Genomic DNA, 16,256 nt, shown 5'->3' on the forward strand with positions numbered 1-16,256 from the left:
GGGCCGAGGCGCCGGTGGCGCCGATCCTGTCGGTCAGGGGGCTGACGAAACGCTATGGCGGGCGGGTCGGCTGCGAGGATGTGGGCTTCGATCTTTATCCCGGCGAGGTGATGGGGATCGTCGGCGAAAGCGGATCGGGCAAGTCGACGCTTCTGAACTGTCTGGCCGGCCATCTGCGGCCCGATGCGGGCGAGGTGCTGTTCGATCTGGGCAAGGACGGAATGCGCGACACGCTGGCCCTGTCCGAGCCCGAGCGGCGGCGGCTTGCGCGCACCGACTGGGCCTTCGTGCATCAGAACCCGCGCGACGGGCTGAGGATGACGGTCTCGGCGGGCGGCAATGTCGGCGAGCGGCTGATGGCGGTCGGTGCGCGGAACTACGGGGCGATCCGGGCCTCGGCGCTGGACTGGCTGGGCCGGGTCGAGATCGCGGCCGACCGGATCGACGACCGGCCCGCGGCCTTTTCCGGCGGCATGCAGCAGCGGCTGCAGATCGCGCGCAATCTGGTGACGGGGCCGCGGCTGGTGTTCATGGACGAACCGACCGGCGGGCTCGATGTCAGCGTGCAGGCGCGGCTTCTGGATCTGTTGCGCGGGCTCGTGCGGGACATGGGGCTGTCGGCGGTGATCGTGACCCATGATCTGGCCGTGGTGCGGCTGCTGGCGCATCGGCTGATGGTGATGAAGGGCGGGCGGGTGGTCGAGACCGGGCTGACCGATCAGGTGCTGGACGATCCGCAGCATGGCTATACCCAGCTTCTGGTGAGTTCGGTGCTTCAGGTCTGAGGGTGCGCCCATGGCGGGCGGCGCGGCAATGGGTATTTGGGCCAAGAAGAAGGACCAAGCGATGATCGAGCTTTCGGGCGTGGCCAAGAGTTTCACGCTGTATAATCAGGGGGGCGCCGCGATCCCGGTGATGGCGGGGGCGGCGCTGTCGGTGGCGCCCGGCGAGTGCGTGGCGCTGACCGGGGCCTCGGGCGCGGGCAAGTCGACCCTGATGCGGATGATCCATGGCAATTACCTGGCCGCCTCGGGGCGGATCGTCGTCGGCGGGCTCGATGTGGCGGCGGCCGAGCCGCGCGAGATCCTGGCGCTGCGGCGCCATGTGCTGGGCTATGTCAGCCAGTTCCTGCGGGTGGTGCCGCGGGTGCCGACGCTCGATGTCGTGGCCGAGCCCTTGCTGGCGGTGGGCGTGCCGGTCGAGGCCGCGCGGGACCGGGCGGCGGCCCTGCTGGCGCGGCTGAACATCCCGCGCCCGCTTTGGGATCTGAGCCCGACCACGTTTTCGGGCGGCGAACAGCAGCGGGTCAATATCGCGCGCGGCTTTGCCCATGACTATCCGGCGCTTTTGCTGGACGAGCCGACGGCGAGCCTCGATCCCGGCAACCGCGAGGTGGTGCTGGAGCTGATCGAGGCGGCCAAGGCGCGGGGCGCCGCGATCCTCGGGATCTTTCATGACGCGGGCGCGCGCGCGCGGGTCTGCGACCGCGAGGTCGATGTCTCGGCCTTTGCGGTGGCGCCATGAGCGGGGTTGGGCCGGGGCGGCTGTTCGCGGTGGTCGGCCCCTCGGGCGCCGGCAAGGACACGCTGATGGCGGCGGCCTGGCTGCGCCGGCCCGATCTGCATCTGGTCCGCCGGGTGGTGACCCGGGCGCCCGGGGCCGGGGGCGAGGACTGCGATTGCGTCAGCGCGGCCGCGTTCGAGCGGATGCGCGACGAGGGTGCCTTTGCGCTGTGGTGGCGCGCGCACGGGCTGAGCTATGGCATCCCGCGCAGCGTCGACGAGGCGCTTTGGGAGGGGGAGGACGTGATCTTCAACGGGTCGCGCGCGATGCTGGCCGAGGCGCAGGCGCGGTTTCCCGATCTGACCGTGCTGCATGTCACCGCCCGGCCCGAGACGCTGGCGGCGCGGCTTGCCGGGCGCGGGCGCGAAAGCGCCGAGGAAATCGCGGCGCGGCTGGGGCGCGCGGGCTATGCGCTGCCCGAGGGGATCGTGGCGGTCCGCATCGACAATGACGGCGCGCTTGACGACGCCGTCGCCGCGTTTCTGGCCGCGCTTCAGCCCGACAGGCGATAGCGGTGCAGGTTGTGAAACTTCCCGTCCTCGGCCTCGCCGAAGAGGCACAGGCTTCTGATGCGGATCGGCCGGTCGATCAGCGGGTCGAGCACCGGACCCAGCACCATCCGCGTCGCCTCGGCTTCGGGCGGCTTCAGCGGGCCGGTCAGGGTCAGATGGAAGCGGTATTCCTCCATCACGTAGGGATAGCCCCATTTTTCAAGGAGCTTGCGCTGGCGGGCGCTCAGCCGGTCGGGATTGCGGCGGGCGAGGTCTGCGGCGGTGGGCGGCGCCCGGAAGCCGTCGAGCGCCTCGACCACGCTGCCCGCCAGCGCCGCCAGAGCGCGGGTGTCGCCGCGCGGGGTCAGGGCCAGGAAGCCGCTCAGAAGCGAGAGCCGCAGCCCTTCGATCAGCACCGGCCGCAGCTGGCCCGAGAGCGCCACGGCCGAGGCATGCAAGAGCCCGATATCGCTGCCCGTGGCCAGCCGGAACGGCGCCTTGACGGTGGCGTGGAACCCGTATTTGCGCGGCACCTCGGTCAGATCCTCGACCGGCCGCGGCAGCCCGCGCAGCCGGGGATGCGCCCGCGGCGCCCCGGCCTCGGCATCCCAGCCGAGCCAGGCCTTGCCGAAATCACCAAGCGCGCCCTCTTCGGGCGCATAGTAGATCGCGTAGCGCCGGTAGCCTTCCATTGCCCCCTCCGCACTGGGATGCCGCGCCGTTTCCCCCCTTGTCCTGCCCCAATCCTCCCCGCGCATCAAGAAGGAGGCGCCCATGTCCCCGGTTTCCGAGACCGTTCTTGCCAATGCCACGCTGGTTCTGCCCGATGAGACGCTGACCGGATCGGTCCGCGTCGCGGACGGGCGCATCGCCGGGATCGACGCGGGCGCGGCGGTGCCCGCGGGGGCCATCGATTGCGGCGGCGATCTGGTGATGCCGGGGCTGATCGAGCTGCATACCGACAATCTGGAGCGGCATATCCAGCCGCGCCCCTCGGTCGACTGGCCCCATGCCAGCGCCATCGTCGCCCATGATGCCGAACTGGCCGGGGTCGGCATCACCACCGTCTTCGATGCGATGCGGGTGGGCTCGATCCCGTCCGGCAAGGCGCGCTACCGGGCCTATGCGCGCGGACTGGCCAGCGAGATGCTGGATCTGAGGGCGCGGGGCGCGCTGCGGATCAGCCATTTCCTGCATCTGCGCGCCGAGGTCTGTTCCGAGACCCTGGCCGAGGAGATGGCCGAATTCGGTCCCGAGGACCGGGTCGGCATCGTCAGCCTGATGGACCACACCCCCGGCCAGCGGCAGTTCCGCGATCTGGACAAGCTGAAGGCCTATGTGATGGGCAAGAACAACTTTTCCGAGGCCGATTTCGAGGCCCATGTCGCGACGCTGAAGGCGTTGCGCGACCGTCATGGCGAGCGCCACGAAGAGGTCGCCGTGGCCGAGGCCCGGCGCTGCGGGGCGATCCTTGCCAGCCATGACGACACCACCGAGGCCCATGTCGCGGTTTCGGCCGGGCATGGTATCCGGCTGGCCGAGTTTCCGACCACGCTCGAGGCGGCCCGGGCCTGCCGGGAACAGGGGATCGCGGTGATGATGGGCGCGCCCAACCTGATCCGGGGCGGGTCGCATTCGGGCAATGTGGCGGCGGCCGAGCTGGCCGGTCTGGGGCTTCTCGACATCCTTTCGTCGGATTACGTGCCCTCGGCCTTGCTGATGGCCGGGGTGATGCTGGGCGATCTCTGGGACGACATGGCGCGGGGCATCGCGACGGTGACCCGGGCGCCCGCCGATGCGGTAGGGCTGAGGGATCGCGGCCGGATCGCGCCCGGCGCGCGGGCCGATCTGATCCGGGTGGCGCGGATCGACGGCGTGCCGGTGGTGCGCGGCGCCTGGGTGCAGGGGACCCGTGTCGCCTGACGTCGGGACTGCGGGTCGGGGACGGCGGCGCGGTTGCGCCGCAGTCCGGGCCTTTGACCCGGCCCCCGGTTGTTCCTATTTTCAGATCCGTACCACCCGGTTTGCGTGTGAGGAGATCCGCCATGCCCAAGACCCCCGAGACGCCGTCTGCCGCCGCCGCGCTTGAGGCGGCCTTGCGTGCCCAGGCCGAGGGCTGGGGGCTGATGGCCTGGGTGAGTGCCACCATGGTCGATCACGTCCGCCGCACCAGCAGCGAGATGGCGGCCTTTGCCCGCGACGAGGCCCGGCGCAACGCCGACGCGATGCAGCGCCTGGCCGCCTGCCGCACGCCCGAAAGCCTGACCGACTGGCAGGGCGACTATCTGGGCGAGACGGTCGCGGTCTGCCGCGACGAGGCCGAGCGGCTGGCGCGGATGAATGCCGAGGTCTGCGACCAGACCCTGACCCGGATGACCTCCTGGCGCGACTGAGGCAGGCGCGTCCAGACGAAAGCCGGGCGCGCGACCGGCGGGGCCGCGCCCGGCCGGACGCGATGCGGCAAGGCCGATCCCGCTGGCCACGAAGATCCCGCCCGTCGTCTTGTGGATCCGCGTCACCGCGCGTTGCGACAGCTCCAGCCGCCGCAGCCAGGCGCCGAGACCGCCGTAGATGGTGGCAACGGCAAAGGCGCTGAGGCAGACCACCGCGACCATGCCCGCCAGTTGCCCGACGCCCGTGCCCTCCGGCGACAGGAATTGCGGGAAGAGCGCCGTGAAGAAGGCGATGGCCTTGGGGTTGCTCGCGGCCACGGTGAAGCCCCCGGCGAACAGCTTGCGCGCGGGCTCGGGGAGGTTGTGGGTTCTATCGGAGAGGCTGACGCGCCGGGCGGCGCTGCGTCAGAGCTGGATGTCGACATAGGCCAGATAGGCCGCCCCGGCATAGTTCAGCGTCAGGAACAGCGTTGCCGACCCGGTGAGGACCTGCCCCGGTCCGGCCGAGGCCGCGATGGCCTGACAGGCAGAGGCCACGGCATTTCCGCTGGCCGTGATCGTGCTGCGCAGCCAGCCATGGCTTGCCCCATGCGAAAAGGCGATCAGGGTACTCGGCCCCGGAATCATCGAGACGGCGATGACGGTCCCGGCAAAGACGGCCCAATAGGTCAGGTCCATTTCCTGCGCTCCGCTGCGATGGGGGCACAGGACCCTGGGCCGAGGCCCCCGTTGCGGCAAAGGGGGGCTGCGCGGACCATTTGCCGTTCCGGCGCCGGTCTTTCGACAGGAAGGGCCTGCGGACTGTCCCGGCGGATGTCAGGCCCCGTTGCGTCAAGCCGTTGCCCGACCGCTCCTTTTCCCGTGTCGTAAAGGTTTTGTTTACCTTTGACGCTGCGTTGACGGCGGTCCGCGATCCTCGAGTCGTTGAGGGAAAACGGTCAGGGAGTCGAGGGAAGATGTTGCCGCTTCAAAGCCAAGAATGCCCCGCGACCCGTGCGCGACCCGCCCCCGATGAGGCGGGAACCGCCTGCCTCCGGAGCGCCACCATCGATGCGTTTTCCTATCCGGTCTGGCCCGAGGCCCCGCATGGCCCGTTCGGCTATCTTTTTCCCGACGCGGCCGAGGCGCGGGGCGGGGTGGCGGCGGCCGCCGCGCTGCGCGATCTGGCCTCGGCGATGGCGGGCCGGGGGACGGGCGGCGGGGACGATTCCGGCATGCCCGCGATCTATACCTATCTGGGTCAGGTCATCGCCCGGGAACTGGCCGCCGGGACCGACCCCGAGGGCGGGCTGTCGGGGCTCGACCTCGACCGTGTCGATCCGCTGCCGCGCCGCCGGGCGATGGCCGATCTCCGCAATGACAGAAGCGGCCGGTTGAGCCTCGAGAGCCTCTATGGCGCCGAGGCGGGCGGATGGCGGCGCGATCCGGCGGCCCCGGCCCGGCTCTGGTCGGGCGTGACCGGTCCGTCCGGGAGCATGGGGGAGGGGGTCCGGATCGATCCGGCGCGGCGGAACCGCTTGCCGAAACCGGCCCTGGCCGAGCAGGACAAGGCCTATATCGGCGCTCCGCAGACCGATGCGGGCCTGGCGACGGCCGAGGTCCATCTGGTTCTGGCGCGGTTTCACAATGCGGTTGTCGCCCGGGCGCCGGGGATCGGCGGCCCCCCGGCCGAGGCGGGCGATGCCGCCTTCGACTTCGCCCGGGACGAGGTGCGCAAGCACTTCCAGTGGCTTGTGGTCAACGACTACCTGCGCCGGATCTGTTTGCCCGAGGTTCTGGACGCGGTCATGGCCGAAGAGGCGCCGGTCTATCGCGATCTGCTGCAGCGCTGTCCCGGCCTGCCCGAGGGGCGGCTTCCGCTGCCCTTCGAGTTCCAGGCCGCCGCCATCCGTCTGGGCGAGACCATGGCCCGGCCGAGCTATGACTGGTCGGCGCGCCATGGCTTTGGCTGCGGCGCGGCATCAGTCGCCGGGCCGCCGGGATGGCGGCGGGCGCCGGGGCGGATGGATTTCTCGCGCCTGACCGATGAAAGCGGCACCCGTCCCGACCGCCATGCGCGCGGCATCAACACCCGGATCACGCCGGATCTGCTGTGCCTGCATGACGAGCCGCCGGGGCTGCACGGGCGGATGCGCCAGCTGGCCGAGCGCACGCTGCGCCGGGGGCTGCGGCTGAACCTGGCCTCGGGGCAGGACTGTTTGCGCGGGATGGCGCGGCTTGGGGTGCGGATCGCGCCGCTGAGCGCGGCCGAGCTGGCCGAGGGCCCCGGCGGCGGGGTGCTGGCGCGGGCCGGGATGATCGAGGCGACGCCGCTTTGGTATTACATCCTGCGCGAGGCCGAAGCGCGGACCGGCGGGCGCCGTCTGGGCCCGCTGGGCAGCCGGATCGTGGCCGAGACCCTGGTGGGGCTGTGTGTCTGCGATCCCGACAGTTACTGGCACCATCTGGGGTCGGATCACGGCCGCTGGCATCCCCGCGACGGGGTCCGGCCGGCGGGCGAACCGGTCACGACGGTGGCAGCCCTGATCCGGGCGGCGGGCATGCGCGCCTGACGCCGGATGCCTGTGTCGAGATCCTCCCTCGCACCCTCGGCACAGGCCAGCCTTTCGGACGCTCCAAAGGGGGGAGCGGGCGAAAGGTGGCTCGCGTGCTCCGGCGGCGTCCTGCCGCCGGAGACCGGAGGCGGGGGCGGATGCGCAGTGCCTGGGGGTTGGTGACGAGGTCCAATGTCAGGTTTTTCGTCCGACGGCACGACTTGCGCATCCCGCCTCCGGCCACCGGCGCGCCTTGCGGCCCCGGCGGCTCCGCATTGCCAGACCGGCACCGGCCGGGCGGGCCGAGCGGGGACCGTCAGGCGCCGCGGCCGGGTTTGGTCGCCCGTTGCGGCGCGGCCGGAGCACGCCTTTTCACGCCGGTCCCGCCGGGAGCGGGGCAGGAAAACGGATCTGTGGGCAGGGGGTACCGCCCGCGGACGGTCTTGTGCGATGCCGGTTCGCCATGGGCGGCGGTCGCGCAGGGTGGGGACCGTCCGCAGGCGGCGGGGCGCCCGGCAACGGGCGCCCCTTTTTGCGGTCAGGCCCTGGTATAGCGGTAGGGTCGGCCCGCCTTCTGCATGTCTTCGTTGTATTTCTTGAAGATGCCGACGATCCTGGCCTTGGTCTCGGATTCCTCGGCAATCTCGTCCCAGAAGGTCCGGGCGGCGGTCTCGACCTTGTCCCAGTCCTCGTCGGGGATCGAGGTCAGTTCCATCTTGGTGCCCTCGACGCGCAGCCGCGCCTCGCCGCCCCAGTACCACCATTGCCGGTAGTAGTGCGACTGGTCCATGCAGACCCGCAGCAGCTCCTGCAGCCGTTCCGGCACCTCGTTCCAGCGGTCCATGTTGGCGAAGAAATGGCCGATCCAGGCGCCCGAGATGTTGTTGGTCAGGAAATACCTGGCAGGCCCGGCCCAGCCCACGGTGTAATCCTCGGTGATGCCCGACCAGGCGACGCCGTCCAGCTCGCCGGTCTGCATCGCGACCTCGACATCCTCGTAAGGCAGCGTCACCGGCACGACGCCGAATTGTGCGAGGAACCGGCCCGCGGTCGGGAAGGTGAAGACGCGCTTGCCCTTCAGATCGTCAAGCGACCGGATCGGGCTGATCGTGGCGAAGTTGCAGGGGTCCCAGGACCCGGCCGAGATGTGCTTGACGCCGACCTTTTCATATTCGGCGCCCCAGATCTCGTTCAGGCCGTACTGGTTGAACAGCACCGGCACATCCAGCGAATAGCGCGAGGCGAAGGGGAAATAGCCGCCGAAGACGGTGACCTCGGTCGGCGAGGCCATGGAATCGTCGTCGGACTGCACCGCGTCGATGGTGCCCTGCTGCATGGCGCGGAACAGCTCGCCCGTGGGGACAAGCTGGTCGGCGGTGAACAGCTCGATCTCCATCTCGTCGCCGGCGATCTTGTTGAAGCTTTCGATGGCGGGCCGGATCACGTGATCGGCCAGGGCGACGCCCGCATAGGTCTGCATCCGCCAGCGGATCTTGGACTGGGCGAGCGCCGGGGCGGCCAGACCGGCGGCGGCGGCTCCGACCCCGGCAGAGGCCAGGAACTTGCGTCTTGTGGTCATCGTCTTCTCTCCTTGTTGGCAGAGGGCTTTTGCCCCCGGTTTTCCGGGCCCCGCGACCCGGGGCTCCGTTTTTTTAAGGGCCGTCTTCAGAGGCCGTAGACCTGATGCGGCAGCCAGAGCGCGATCTGCGGAAAGGCCATGACGATGGCCAGCGCCGCGATCATCACCATGACGAAGGGCACGATCGAGGCGTAGATGTCCTTCAGCCCGATCTCTTTCGGGGCCATCGCCTTCATCAGGAAGAGGTTATAGCCGAAGGGCGGTGTCATGTAGGCGATCTGGGTGGTGATGGTGTAAAGCACCCCGTACCAGATCAGGTCGAACCCCAGCGCCTTGACCAGCGGGATGTAAAGCGGCGCCACGATCACCAGCATCGCGGTATCGTCGAGGAAGGTCCCCATCAGGATGAAGCTCAGCTGCATCAGGATCAGGATCATCCAGGGGTCGAGGCCCAGCTTTTCGGTAAACAGGCTCTCGATCGCCTTGACCGCGCCCAGCCCGTCGAAGACCGCGCCGAAGGCCATGGCGGCGACGATGATCCACATGAACATGCAGGACACCGCCAGCGTCTGGCGCACCGAGGTCTCGAACACCGCGCGGGTCATCCGCCCCTTCAGCACCGCCGCGACGAAGGCCGCCAGCGCGCCGATGGCCGAGCTTTCCACAAGCGAGGTCCAGCCGTTGACGAAGGGCACCATCATCGTGGCGAAGATCACCAGCGGCAGCACGCCCGCACCCAGCAGCCGGACTTTCTCGGCGAAGGCGATCCCGGCGCGTTCCCCGGGCGGCAGGACCGGCCCCAGCGCGGGCGAGATCCGGCAGCGCAGGTAGATATAGAGGATGAAGAGCCCGGCCATCAGCAGCCCGGGCAGGATGCCCGCCAGCCAGAGCTGACCGACCGGCTGGCGCGCGATCATGGCATACAGCACCAGCACCACCGAGGGCGGCACCAGAATGCCCAGCGACGACCCGGCCTGGATCACCCCCGTGACCATCCGCTTGTCATAGCCGCGCCTCAGCAGTTCCGGCAGCGCGATGGTCGCGCCGATGGCCATGCCCGCGACCGACAGCCCGTTCATCGCCGAGATCAGCACCATCAGCCCGATGGTGCCGATGGCCAGCCCGCCGGGCACCGGCCCCATCCAGACATGGAACATCTTGTAAAGATCGTCGGCGATGCGGCTTTCGCTCAGCACATAGCCCATGAAGATGAACATCGGCAGCGTCAGCAGCGGATACCATTTCATCAGCTTCATGCTGGCCGAGAACGGAATGACCGACCCGCCCGTGCCCCACAGCGCCAGCGCCGCCAGCGCCGCCACCGCCCCGATGGCGCCGAAGACCCGTTGCCCGGTCATCAGCATCAGCATCATCGAGGCGAACATCAGGATTGCGATCATCTCGTAGGACATGGGCTAAAGCTCCTCGCCGCGGATATGGGCGATGTCCTTGAACAGCTCGGAGACGGCCTGCAGGATCATCAGGAAGAGGCCTAGGCACATGACCGACTTGATCGGCCAGAGCACCGGGCGCCAGGCGGTCGGGCTGCGCTCGTTGTACTGGATCGCGTAGATCAGGCTGTCGATGCCGCCATAAAGCAGCACGCCCAGGAAGAAGATCAGGAAGAGCACGGTAAAGCTGTCGACCCAGGCCCGCGTCTGCACCGACCAGCGGCCGTAGAACAGGTCCATCCGCACGTTCGACCCCAGCTGGATCGAATAGGGCCCGCCCATGATGTAATAGGCGACCATCGCGAACTGGGCCATTTCCAGCGTCCAGAGCGAGGGCAGGAAGAAGGTCTTCGAGATCGAGGACCACAGCAGGATCCCCATCATCACGAAGATCCCGTACATCATCACCCGGCCGATATGATAGTTCACCCCGTCGACCGTGCGCACATAGCCGCGCATGAACCCGGTCATGGCGCCGCCTTTCGCGCGGGCGCGCCGATCCTTGTGGCTGTCATGCCGTCACCATTTCCCTGTTGCCCCGTCATCCTGCCGCGAGTGTTGTCCCGCGTGCGCTTTGGGGTCCATTCCTGGTCTCCGGCGGCCGGGCTGGCGCCGCCCGCCGGTGTCTTTCAGGGCGCGTCTGCCCGTTTCAGAGGCAGTCCTCCAACAGACGGCGCGTGTTCTCTTCCGTCATCTCGACCGGATTGCCGCCGGTCGAGGGGTCCTTCAGTGCCGAGGCGGTCAGCGCATCGAGATCGGGGTCGGTCACCCCCAGCGCGGTCAGGTTGGCGGGGATGCCAAGTTCGGCATTCAGACGGCCGACCAGCGCATAGAAGGCGTCGAAATCGCTGCCGATGCCCAGATAGGCGGCGGCGCGGGCCAGACGGTCCTCGATGGCGGGGCGGTTCATCCGCAGGACGGGCTGCATCACGGTCGCGTTGGTGGTGCCGTGATGGGTGTTGTGCACCGCGCCGATGGGATGCGAGATCGCATGGATCGCGCCCAGCCCCTTCTGGAAGGCGACCGCCCCCATCATCGCCGCCGACATCATCTGCGCGCGGGCCTCAAGGTCGGTGCCGTCGGCATAGGCGCGGGGCAGGTACTCGGTCACGAGGCGCAGCCCCTCTAGCGCGATGCCCTGCGACATCGGGTGGTAATGCGGCGAGCAATAGGCCTCGAGGCAATGGGCGAAGGCATCCATGCCGGTGCCCGCGGTGATCGCTTTCGGCATGCCGACGGTCAGCTCGGGGTCGCAGATCACGACGCTGGGCAGCACCTTCGGGTGGAAGATGATCTTCTTCTCGTGGGTTTCGGAATTGGTCAGCACGCTGGCGCGGCCGACCTCGGACCCGGTGCCCGCCGTGGTCGGCACCGCCACGATGGGGGCGATGGCATCGGCATCGGCGCGGGTCCACCAGTCGCCGATATCCTCGAAATCCCAGACCGGGCGGGTCTGGCCTGCCATGAAGGCGACCATCTTGCCCAGATCGAGCCCCGAGCCGCCGCCGAAGGCGATCACCCCGTCATGGCCCCCGGCCCTGTAGGCCTCGAGCCCGAGCGCGAGGTTCAGCTCGGTCGGGTTCGCGTCGACCTCGGCAAAGACCGCGCGGCCCAGCCCCGCGGCGTCGAGGATGTCCAGCGCGCGGGCGGTGATCGGCAGCCCCGCAAGCCCCTTGTCGGTCACCAAGAGCGGCCGGGTCAGCCCCGCCGCGGCGCAGGCGGCGGGCAGTTCGGCGATGCGGCCTGCGCCGAAGCGGATGGCGGTGGGATAGGACCAGTTGGCGTTCGGCGTCATTCAGAGTTTCCTCAGGTGATAGGATTTCGGACGGGTCAGGTTGTGGAAGCCGATCACCGACAGCCCGCCGCCGCGCCCGGTATCCTTGCAGCCGGTCCAGCACAGCGCGGGGTCGAGATAGTCGGCGCGGTTCAGGAAGACGGTGCCGGTCTCGATCCGCCGGCCGATCCGCTCGGCCCGCGCCACATCCGCCGTCCAGAGCGAACAGGTCAGCCCGTAATCGCTGTCATTCATCAGCCGGATCGCCTCGTCGTCGTCCTTCACCGGCATGATGCCGACCACGGGGCCGAAGCTTTCCTCGCGCATCACCCGCATTTCGTGGGTCACGCCGGTCAGGATCTGCGGCATCAGGTAGGTGCCGCCATCCTGCGGGAACAGCGCGGGGTCGATCATCGCCGTCGCGCCTGCGGCCACGGCTTCGGAGGTCTGGGCGCGGACCAGATCGGCAAAGCGCGCCTGCGCCATCGGGCCGATGGTGGTCTCGGGGTCGAGCGGGTCGCCCAGCCGGTAGCCCTCGACCAGTTTCACCGCCTTCTCGACGAAGCTGTCGTAAAGGCTTTCGGCCACGTAGATCCGCTCGATCCCGCAGCAGCACTGGCCCGAATTGTACATCGCCCCGTCGATCAGCACCTCGACCGCCATGTCGAGATTGCAGTCCTCCATCACATAGCCCGGGTCCTTGCCGCCCAGTTCCAGCCCCAGCGGCGTGAAGGTGCCGGCCGCCGCGCGCTCGATGGCGCGCCCGCCGCCGACCGAGCCGGTGAAGTTGACGAAGCCGAAGGCGCGTTCGGCGATTAGCGCCGAGGTGGTGTCGTGATCGAGGAAGACGTTCATGAAGACGTCCTCGGGCACGCCCGCCTCGTGGAAGGCGCGCGCCATCCGTTCGCCGACCAGAAGCGTCTGGGTCGCGTGTTTCAGCATCACCGTGTTGCCCGCGATCAGCGCAGGCGCGACGGTGTTGATCGCGGTCATGTAGGGATAGTTCCAGGGCGCGATCACCAGTACCACGCCATGCGGATCGCGGGCGACATAGCGCCTGAAGCTGCCGCTGTCCTCGGCCTCGATCGGCGCAAGCGCGGTCTCGGCGATCCGGGCCATGTATTTCGCGCGCTCTTCGAAGCCGCGGAATTCGCCGCCATAGCGGACGGGCCGGCCCATCTGGCGCGCGAGTTCGGGCACGATGGCGTCGTTCATCGCGCCGACATTGGCGACGCCTTTCAGAACCAGGTCGATGCGTTCGGCCAGCGGCCGCGCGGCCCAGGCGGCCTGGGCTGCGCGGGCGCGCGCCACAGCGGCGCGGGCGGCTTCGGGCGCGAGCGCCTGGCGTTCGGCCAGAACCGATCCGTCGATGGGAGAGATGCAGGTCAATGTGGTCATCGGAGGGTCTTCCGTTGTGAAAGGTCCGGGCCCGTGCGGCGCCTGTCCGCGCCAAGGGCCGATCTTCGTTGGAGGCGGTTCGGGCGCATCAGGCGCGCTCGAAGCCGCGGGCGAGTTCCCAGTCGGTCACCGCCATGTCGAAGGCTTCCTGTTCGACCTCGGCGGCGCGGGTGTAGTGGTCGACGACGAAATCGCCCATCGCCGCGCGCAGCATGGCCGAGGCGCGGAGCGTTTCCGTCGCCTCGCGCAGGGTGCGCGGAATTTCCGGCACGTCGGCGCTTTCGTAGATGTCGCCCCGGGTGGGCGGGGCCAGGTCCAGCTTTTCCTCGATGCCCCTGAGCCCGGCGGCCAGCAGGGCTGCCAGCGCCAGATAGGGGTTGATGTCGGACCCGGCGATCCGGCATTCGATCCGCACGCCCGGGGTGTTCTCGCCGCACAGCCGGAACCCGGCGGTGCGATTGTCGACCGACCAGACCGTCTTCGTCGGCGCGAAGGTGCCCTTGACGAAGCGCTTGTAGCTGTTGACGTAGGGCGCGAGGAACACGGTCAGATCGGCGGCATATCTGATCTGGCCCGCCACATACTGGCGCATCAGCCCGGACATGCCGTGATCGGCGCCCTTCTCGAAAAACGCGTTCCGGCCGTCCTTCCACAGCGACTGGTGCACATGCGCGGCGCTGCCGACCCGGTCCTTGTGCCATTTCGGCAGGAAGGTCACGGCATGCCCCTGGGCCCAGGCGATCTCCTTGGTCGCGTGCTTGGCGATGGTGTGGTAATCGGCCGCCAGCAGGGCCGGGCCGTACTTGATGTTCAGCTCTTCCTGCCCGGCCTCGGCCTCGCCCTTCGAGTTCTCGACCGGAATGCCCGCGGCCCACAGATGGTTGCGCAGGGGCCGCATCACCGCCTCTTCCTTGGTGGTCTGGAAGATGTTGTAGTCCTCGTTATAGGCGCTGATCGGCGTCAGGTCGCGAAAGCCCGAGGCGGCGATCTCGCGCAGGCTCTTCTCGAAGAGGAAGAATTCAAGCTCGGTCGCCATGACCGGGGTCAGGCCCATCGCCTCGGCCCGCGCGACCTGCGTTTTCAGCACCTGGCGGGGCGCATGGGGCACGGGGTCGTGGCTGTGATGATCGAGCAGGTCGCACAGCACCAGCGCCGTCCCGTCCAGCCAGGGCACCGGGCGGATCGTGTCGAGGTCGGGCTTCATCACGTAGTCGCCATAGCCCGCGCGCCAGGAGGTCGAGGCATAGCCGTCGGGCGTTGCCATTTCCAGATCGGTGGCCAGCAGGTAGTTGCAGCAATGGGTCTCTTCCCAGGCGCTGTCGACGAAATGCTGCGCGACGAAGCGCTTGCCCATCAGCCGACCCTGCATGTCGATCAGGCAAACCAGAACCGTGTCGATCCCGCCCTCGGCCACGGCCCTCTTCAACGCGTCGAAACTCATCTGGCCGGGCATCGGGTGGTCTCCTGTTGTTGGGTGTCGGACCGGTGTCCGTTATCGGGCGGCTTTGCCATCCCGTTCTTTTCTCTGCCTTCCGGTGAAGATCAGAATGCGCCGGATTTCAAGCTCGTCTTTGGGACAGGGGTCCCGGCGCGGCGGGTCACAGCGCCGCTGTCAGGGCCGATTTCAACTTATCCGCGATCTCCGATACATGGGTGTCGTCCAGGATGAAGGGCGGGGCCAGCAGCACATGATCGCCCCGCCGCCCGTCGACCGTGCCGCCCATCGGATAGCAGAGCAGCCCGGCCTCGAAGGCGGCGGCCTTCAGCCGCGCATGGACCCGAAGGTCTGGCGCAAAGGGGCGGCGGCTGGCGCGGTCCGCGACCAGTTCGAGCCCGAGGAGAAGCCCGCGCCCGCGAATGTCGCCGATATGGGGATGCTCGGCGAAGGCCGCGCGCAGGGCCGCGTCGAGCCTGTCGCCCATGATCCGCGCCCGGTCGACCAGTCCGTCCCGGGTCAACCGGGTCAGCACCGCCAGCGCCGCGGCGGCGACGGTCGGATGGCCCATATAGGTATGGCCGTGCTGGAAGGCGCCGCTGCCCGCCTCGATGGCGTCATGGATGCGACCGGTACACAGCATCGCGCCCACCGGCTGATAGCCCGCCCCCAGCCCCTTGGCGATGGCGGCGATGTCGGGGGCGATGCCGTCCTGTTCGCAGGCGAAAAGCGTCCCTGTCCAGCCCATGCCGCACATCACCTCGTCGAGGACCAGCAGCACCCCGTGGCGGTCGCAGATCTCGCGGATGCGGCGGAAATAGCCCGGAACCGCCGGAACCGCGCCCAGCGTCGCGCCCACGACCGGCTCGGCGACGAAGGCCATCACCGTCTCGGGGCCGAGCCGCTCGATCTCGGTGTCCAGCTCGTCCGCCACGCGCAGCCCATAGGCCGCCTCGCTTTCGCCCTCGGCCCGGTCGCGATAGGCATGGCAGGGCGCGATATGCGAGGTCTCGATCAGCAGCGGCGCGAAGGGCGCGCGCCGCCAGACGTTGCCGCCGGTTGCCAGCGCCCCCAGCGTGGTGCCGTGATAGCTCCGGCGCCGGGCGATCACCCGGTGGCGCCCGGGCTGGCCGGTTTCCAGCATGTATTGCCGCGCGAGCTTCAGCGCCGCCTCCATCGCCTCGGACCCGCCCGAGACCAGACAGACCCGGTCGATCCCCGCAGGCGCATGGGCGATCAGCAGATCGGCCAGCCGCTCGGCGGGCTCCGAGGTGAAAAAGCCGGTATGGGCGAAAGCGACCCGGTCGAGCTGGGCCTTGATCGCGGCGATGACCGCCGGGTCGGAATGGCCAAGGCACGAGACCGCAGCCCCGCCCGAGGCATCGAGATAGCGCTTGCCGCTCCGGTCGATGAGATAGACGCCCTCGCCGCGGTCGACCATGGGCCGGACCGCGCCCGGAGCACGGGGGATGAGACGAGACATGGGGCCTCCGGACAGACGAGTCGCCTGGTGCGGCGCCTCTGTCCGAACTGAACCAGAGCCCGCCCGTCCTGAAAACGCTCAAGTGGGCCGAACCGTCCCTATAGGGGAAAGGGACCCGACGGTCCCTTCTTCTTGGCTCAAATACCCATCTTCAG

14 protein-coding genes and 1 pseudogene are annotated in these 16,256 nt (G+C 69.0%); 6 read left to right on the forward strand and 9 right to left on the reverse strand.

Annotated features, from left to right (window positions below; translation table 11 throughout):
* The first annotated feature begins 14 nt into the window (after positions 1–14).
* The 3 genes from phnK (at position 15) to phnN (ending at position 2,075) form a co-directional block, all read left to right on the forward strand.
* Positions 15–785: a phosphonate C-P lyase system protein PhnK gene (phnK, locus tag EV657_RS11265; protein WP_134077988.1), complete on the forward strand. Its 771-nt coding sequence runs from the start codon at positions 15–17 to the stop codon at positions 783–785.
* Positions 786–846: 61 nt separating this feature from the next.
* Positions 847–1,524 carry a phosphonate C-P lyase system protein PhnL gene (gene phnL / locus EV657_RS11270; RefSeq protein WP_075785499.1) on the forward strand — a complete coding sequence of 226 codons (678 nt, stop codon included), beginning with the start codon at positions 847–849 and terminating at the stop codon, positions 1,522–1,524.
* Entirely contained in the window at positions 1,521–2,075 is a 555-nt protein-coding gene (phnN, locus tag EV657_RS11275) for a phosphonate metabolism protein/1,5-bisphosphokinase (PRPP-forming) PhnN (RefSeq protein ID WP_113670485.1), read from the forward strand. Before phnL ends, phnN begins: the two co-directional genes overlap by 4 nt.
* Here the strand turns inward: phnN and EV657_RS11280 are convergent.
* A complete protein-coding gene (locus tag EV657_RS11280; protein WP_134077929.1) occupies positions 2,057–2,746 on the reverse strand; it encodes a DUF1045 domain-containing protein in 690 nt (229 codons plus the stop codon). The two genes, phnN and EV657_RS11280, sit on opposite strands and share 19 nt — an antisense overlap.
* 82 nt (positions 2,747–2,828) lie before the next feature.
* On the opposite strand from EV657_RS11280, the gene EV657_RS11285 reads away from it, so the two are divergent.
* Positions 2,829–3,977, forward strand: coding sequence for an alpha-D-ribose 1-methylphosphonate 5-triphosphate diphosphatase (locus EV657_RS11285; RefSeq protein WP_134077930.1), 1,149 nt, complete (start codon positions 2,829–2,831; stop codon positions 3,975–3,977).
* Positions 3,978–4,099: 122 nt separating this feature from the next.
* The gene (locus tag EV657_RS21570; protein ID WP_166673693.1) at positions 4,100–4,447 is read left to right on the forward strand and encodes a phasin family protein; all 348 of its coding nucleotides are present in this window, start codon (positions 4,100–4,102) and stop codon (positions 4,445–4,447) included.
* A 78-nt stretch (positions 4,448–4,525) separates the two neighbouring features.
* On the opposite strand, the pseudogene EV657_RS11290 reads toward EV657_RS21570, so the two are convergent.
* A pseudogene (locus EV657_RS11290) lies at positions 4,526–5,125 on the reverse strand (LysE family translocator); the annotation flags it as partial.
* A gap of 278 nt (positions 5,126–5,403) precedes the next feature.
* Between EV657_RS11290 and EV657_RS11295 the strand changes: the two are divergent.
* Complete coding sequence (locus EV657_RS11295; protein WP_134077931.1) at positions 5,404–6,999, forward strand: peroxidase family protein; 1,596 nt, start codon at positions 5,404–5,406, stop codon at positions 6,997–6,999.
* Between the two features lie 520 nt (positions 7,000–7,519).
* On the opposite strand, the gene EV657_RS11300 is transcribed toward EV657_RS11295, so the two are convergent.
* The 7 genes from EV657_RS11300 to EV657_RS11330 form a co-directional block, all read right to left on the reverse strand.
* Positions 7,520–8,560, reverse strand: coding sequence for a TRAP transporter substrate-binding protein (locus tag EV657_RS11300; RefSeq protein ID WP_075785506.1), 1,041 nt, complete (start codon positions 8,558–8,560; stop codon positions 7,520–7,522).
* Positions 8,561–8,646: 86 nt separating this feature from the next.
* Complete coding sequence (locus EV657_RS11305) at positions 8,647–9,972, reverse strand: TRAP transporter large permease (protein WP_134077932.1); 1,326 nt, start codon at positions 9,970–9,972, stop codon at positions 8,647–8,649.
* A gap of 3 nt (positions 9,973–9,975) precedes the next feature.
* Positions 9,976–10,482: a TRAP transporter small permease subunit gene (locus EV657_RS11310; protein ID WP_075785508.1), complete on the reverse strand. Its 507-nt coding sequence runs from the start codon at positions 10,480–10,482 to the stop codon at positions 9,976–9,978.
* Between the two features lie 178 nt (positions 10,483–10,660).
* Complete coding sequence (locus EV657_RS11315; protein ID WP_113670490.1) at positions 10,661–11,806, reverse strand: iron-containing alcohol dehydrogenase; 1,146 nt, start codon at positions 11,804–11,806, stop codon at positions 10,661–10,663.
* Positions 11,807–13,183 (reverse strand): aldehyde dehydrogenase family protein, encoded by a 1,377-nt coding sequence (locus EV657_RS11320; RefSeq protein ID WP_134077933.1) that lies wholly within the window; start codon positions 13,181–13,183, stop codon positions 11,807–11,809.
* Positions 13,184–13,271: 88 nt separating this feature from the next.
* The gene (locus EV657_RS11325) at positions 13,272–14,636 is read right to left on the reverse strand and encodes a glutamine synthetase family protein (protein ID WP_113670492.1); all 1,365 of its coding nucleotides are present in this window, start codon (positions 14,634–14,636) and stop codon (positions 13,272–13,274) included.
* A gap of 145 nt (positions 14,637–14,781) precedes the next feature.
* Entirely contained in the window at positions 14,782–16,101 is a 1,320-nt protein-coding gene (locus EV657_RS11330) for an aspartate aminotransferase family protein (protein WP_134077934.1), read from the reverse strand.
* Between the last annotated feature and the right edge of the window lie 155 nt (positions 16,102–16,256).

The sequence above is a fragment of the Rhodovulum visakhapatnamense genome (assembly GCF_004365965.1).
In the GTDB taxonomy this organism is placed as follows: Bacteria; Pseudomonadota; Alphaproteobacteria; order Rhodobacterales; family Rhodobacteraceae; genus Rhodovulum; species Rhodovulum visakhapatnamense.

What these genes read in the sequence shown, in the direction of transcription:
- EV657_RS11280 (WP_134077929.1), bottom strand. Translation starts at nt 2,746, where the DNA reads ATGGAAGGCTACCGGCGCTACGCGATCTACTATGCGCCCGAAGAGGGC.
- EV657_RS11320 (WP_134077933.1), bottom strand. Translation starts at nt 13,183, where the DNA reads ATGACCACATTGACCTGCATCTCTCCCATCGACGGATCGGTTCTGGCC.
- EV657_RS11325 (WP_113670492.1), bottom strand. Translation starts at nt 14,636, where the DNA reads ATGCCCGGCCAGATGAGTTTCGACGCGTTGAAGAGGGCCGTGGCCGAG.
- EV657_RS11295 (WP_134077931.1), top strand. Translation starts at nt 5,404, where the DNA reads ATGTTGCCGCTTCAAAGCCAAGAATGCCCCGCGACCCGTGCGCGACCC.
- EV657_RS11315 (WP_113670490.1), bottom strand. Translation starts at nt 11,806, where the DNA reads ATGACGCCGAACGCCAACTGGTCCTATCCCACCGCCATCCGCTTCGGC.
- EV657_RS21570 (WP_166673693.1), top strand. Translation starts at nt 4,100, where the DNA reads ATGCCCAAGACCCCCGAGACGCCGTCTGCCGCCGCCGCGCTTGAGGCG.
- phnN (WP_113670485.1), top strand. Translation starts at nt 1,521, where the DNA reads ATGAGCGGGGTTGGGCCGGGGCGGCTGTTCGCGGTGGTCGGCCCCTCG.
- phnL (WP_075785499.1), top strand. Translation starts at nt 847, where the DNA reads ATGATCGAGCTTTCGGGCGTGGCCAAGAGTTTCACGCTGTATAATCAG.
- EV657_RS11330 (WP_134077934.1), bottom strand. Translation starts at nt 16,101, where the DNA reads ATGTCTCGTCTCATCCCCCGTGCTCCGGGCGCGGTCCGGCCCATGGTC.
- EV657_RS11310 (WP_075785508.1), bottom strand. Translation starts at nt 10,482, where the DNA reads ATGACCGGGTTCATGCGCGGCTATGTGCGCACGGTCGACGGGGTGAAC.
- EV657_RS11285 (WP_134077930.1), top strand. Translation starts at nt 2,829, where the DNA reads ATGTCCCCGGTTTCCGAGACCGTTCTTGCCAATGCCACGCTGGTTCTG.
- EV657_RS11305 (WP_134077932.1), bottom strand. Translation starts at nt 9,972, where the DNA reads ATGTCCTACGAGATGATCGCAATCCTGATGTTCGCCTCGATGATGCTG.
- EV657_RS11300 (WP_075785506.1), bottom strand. Translation starts at nt 8,560, where the DNA reads ATGACCACAAGACGCAAGTTCCTGGCCTCTGCCGGGGTCGGAGCCGCC.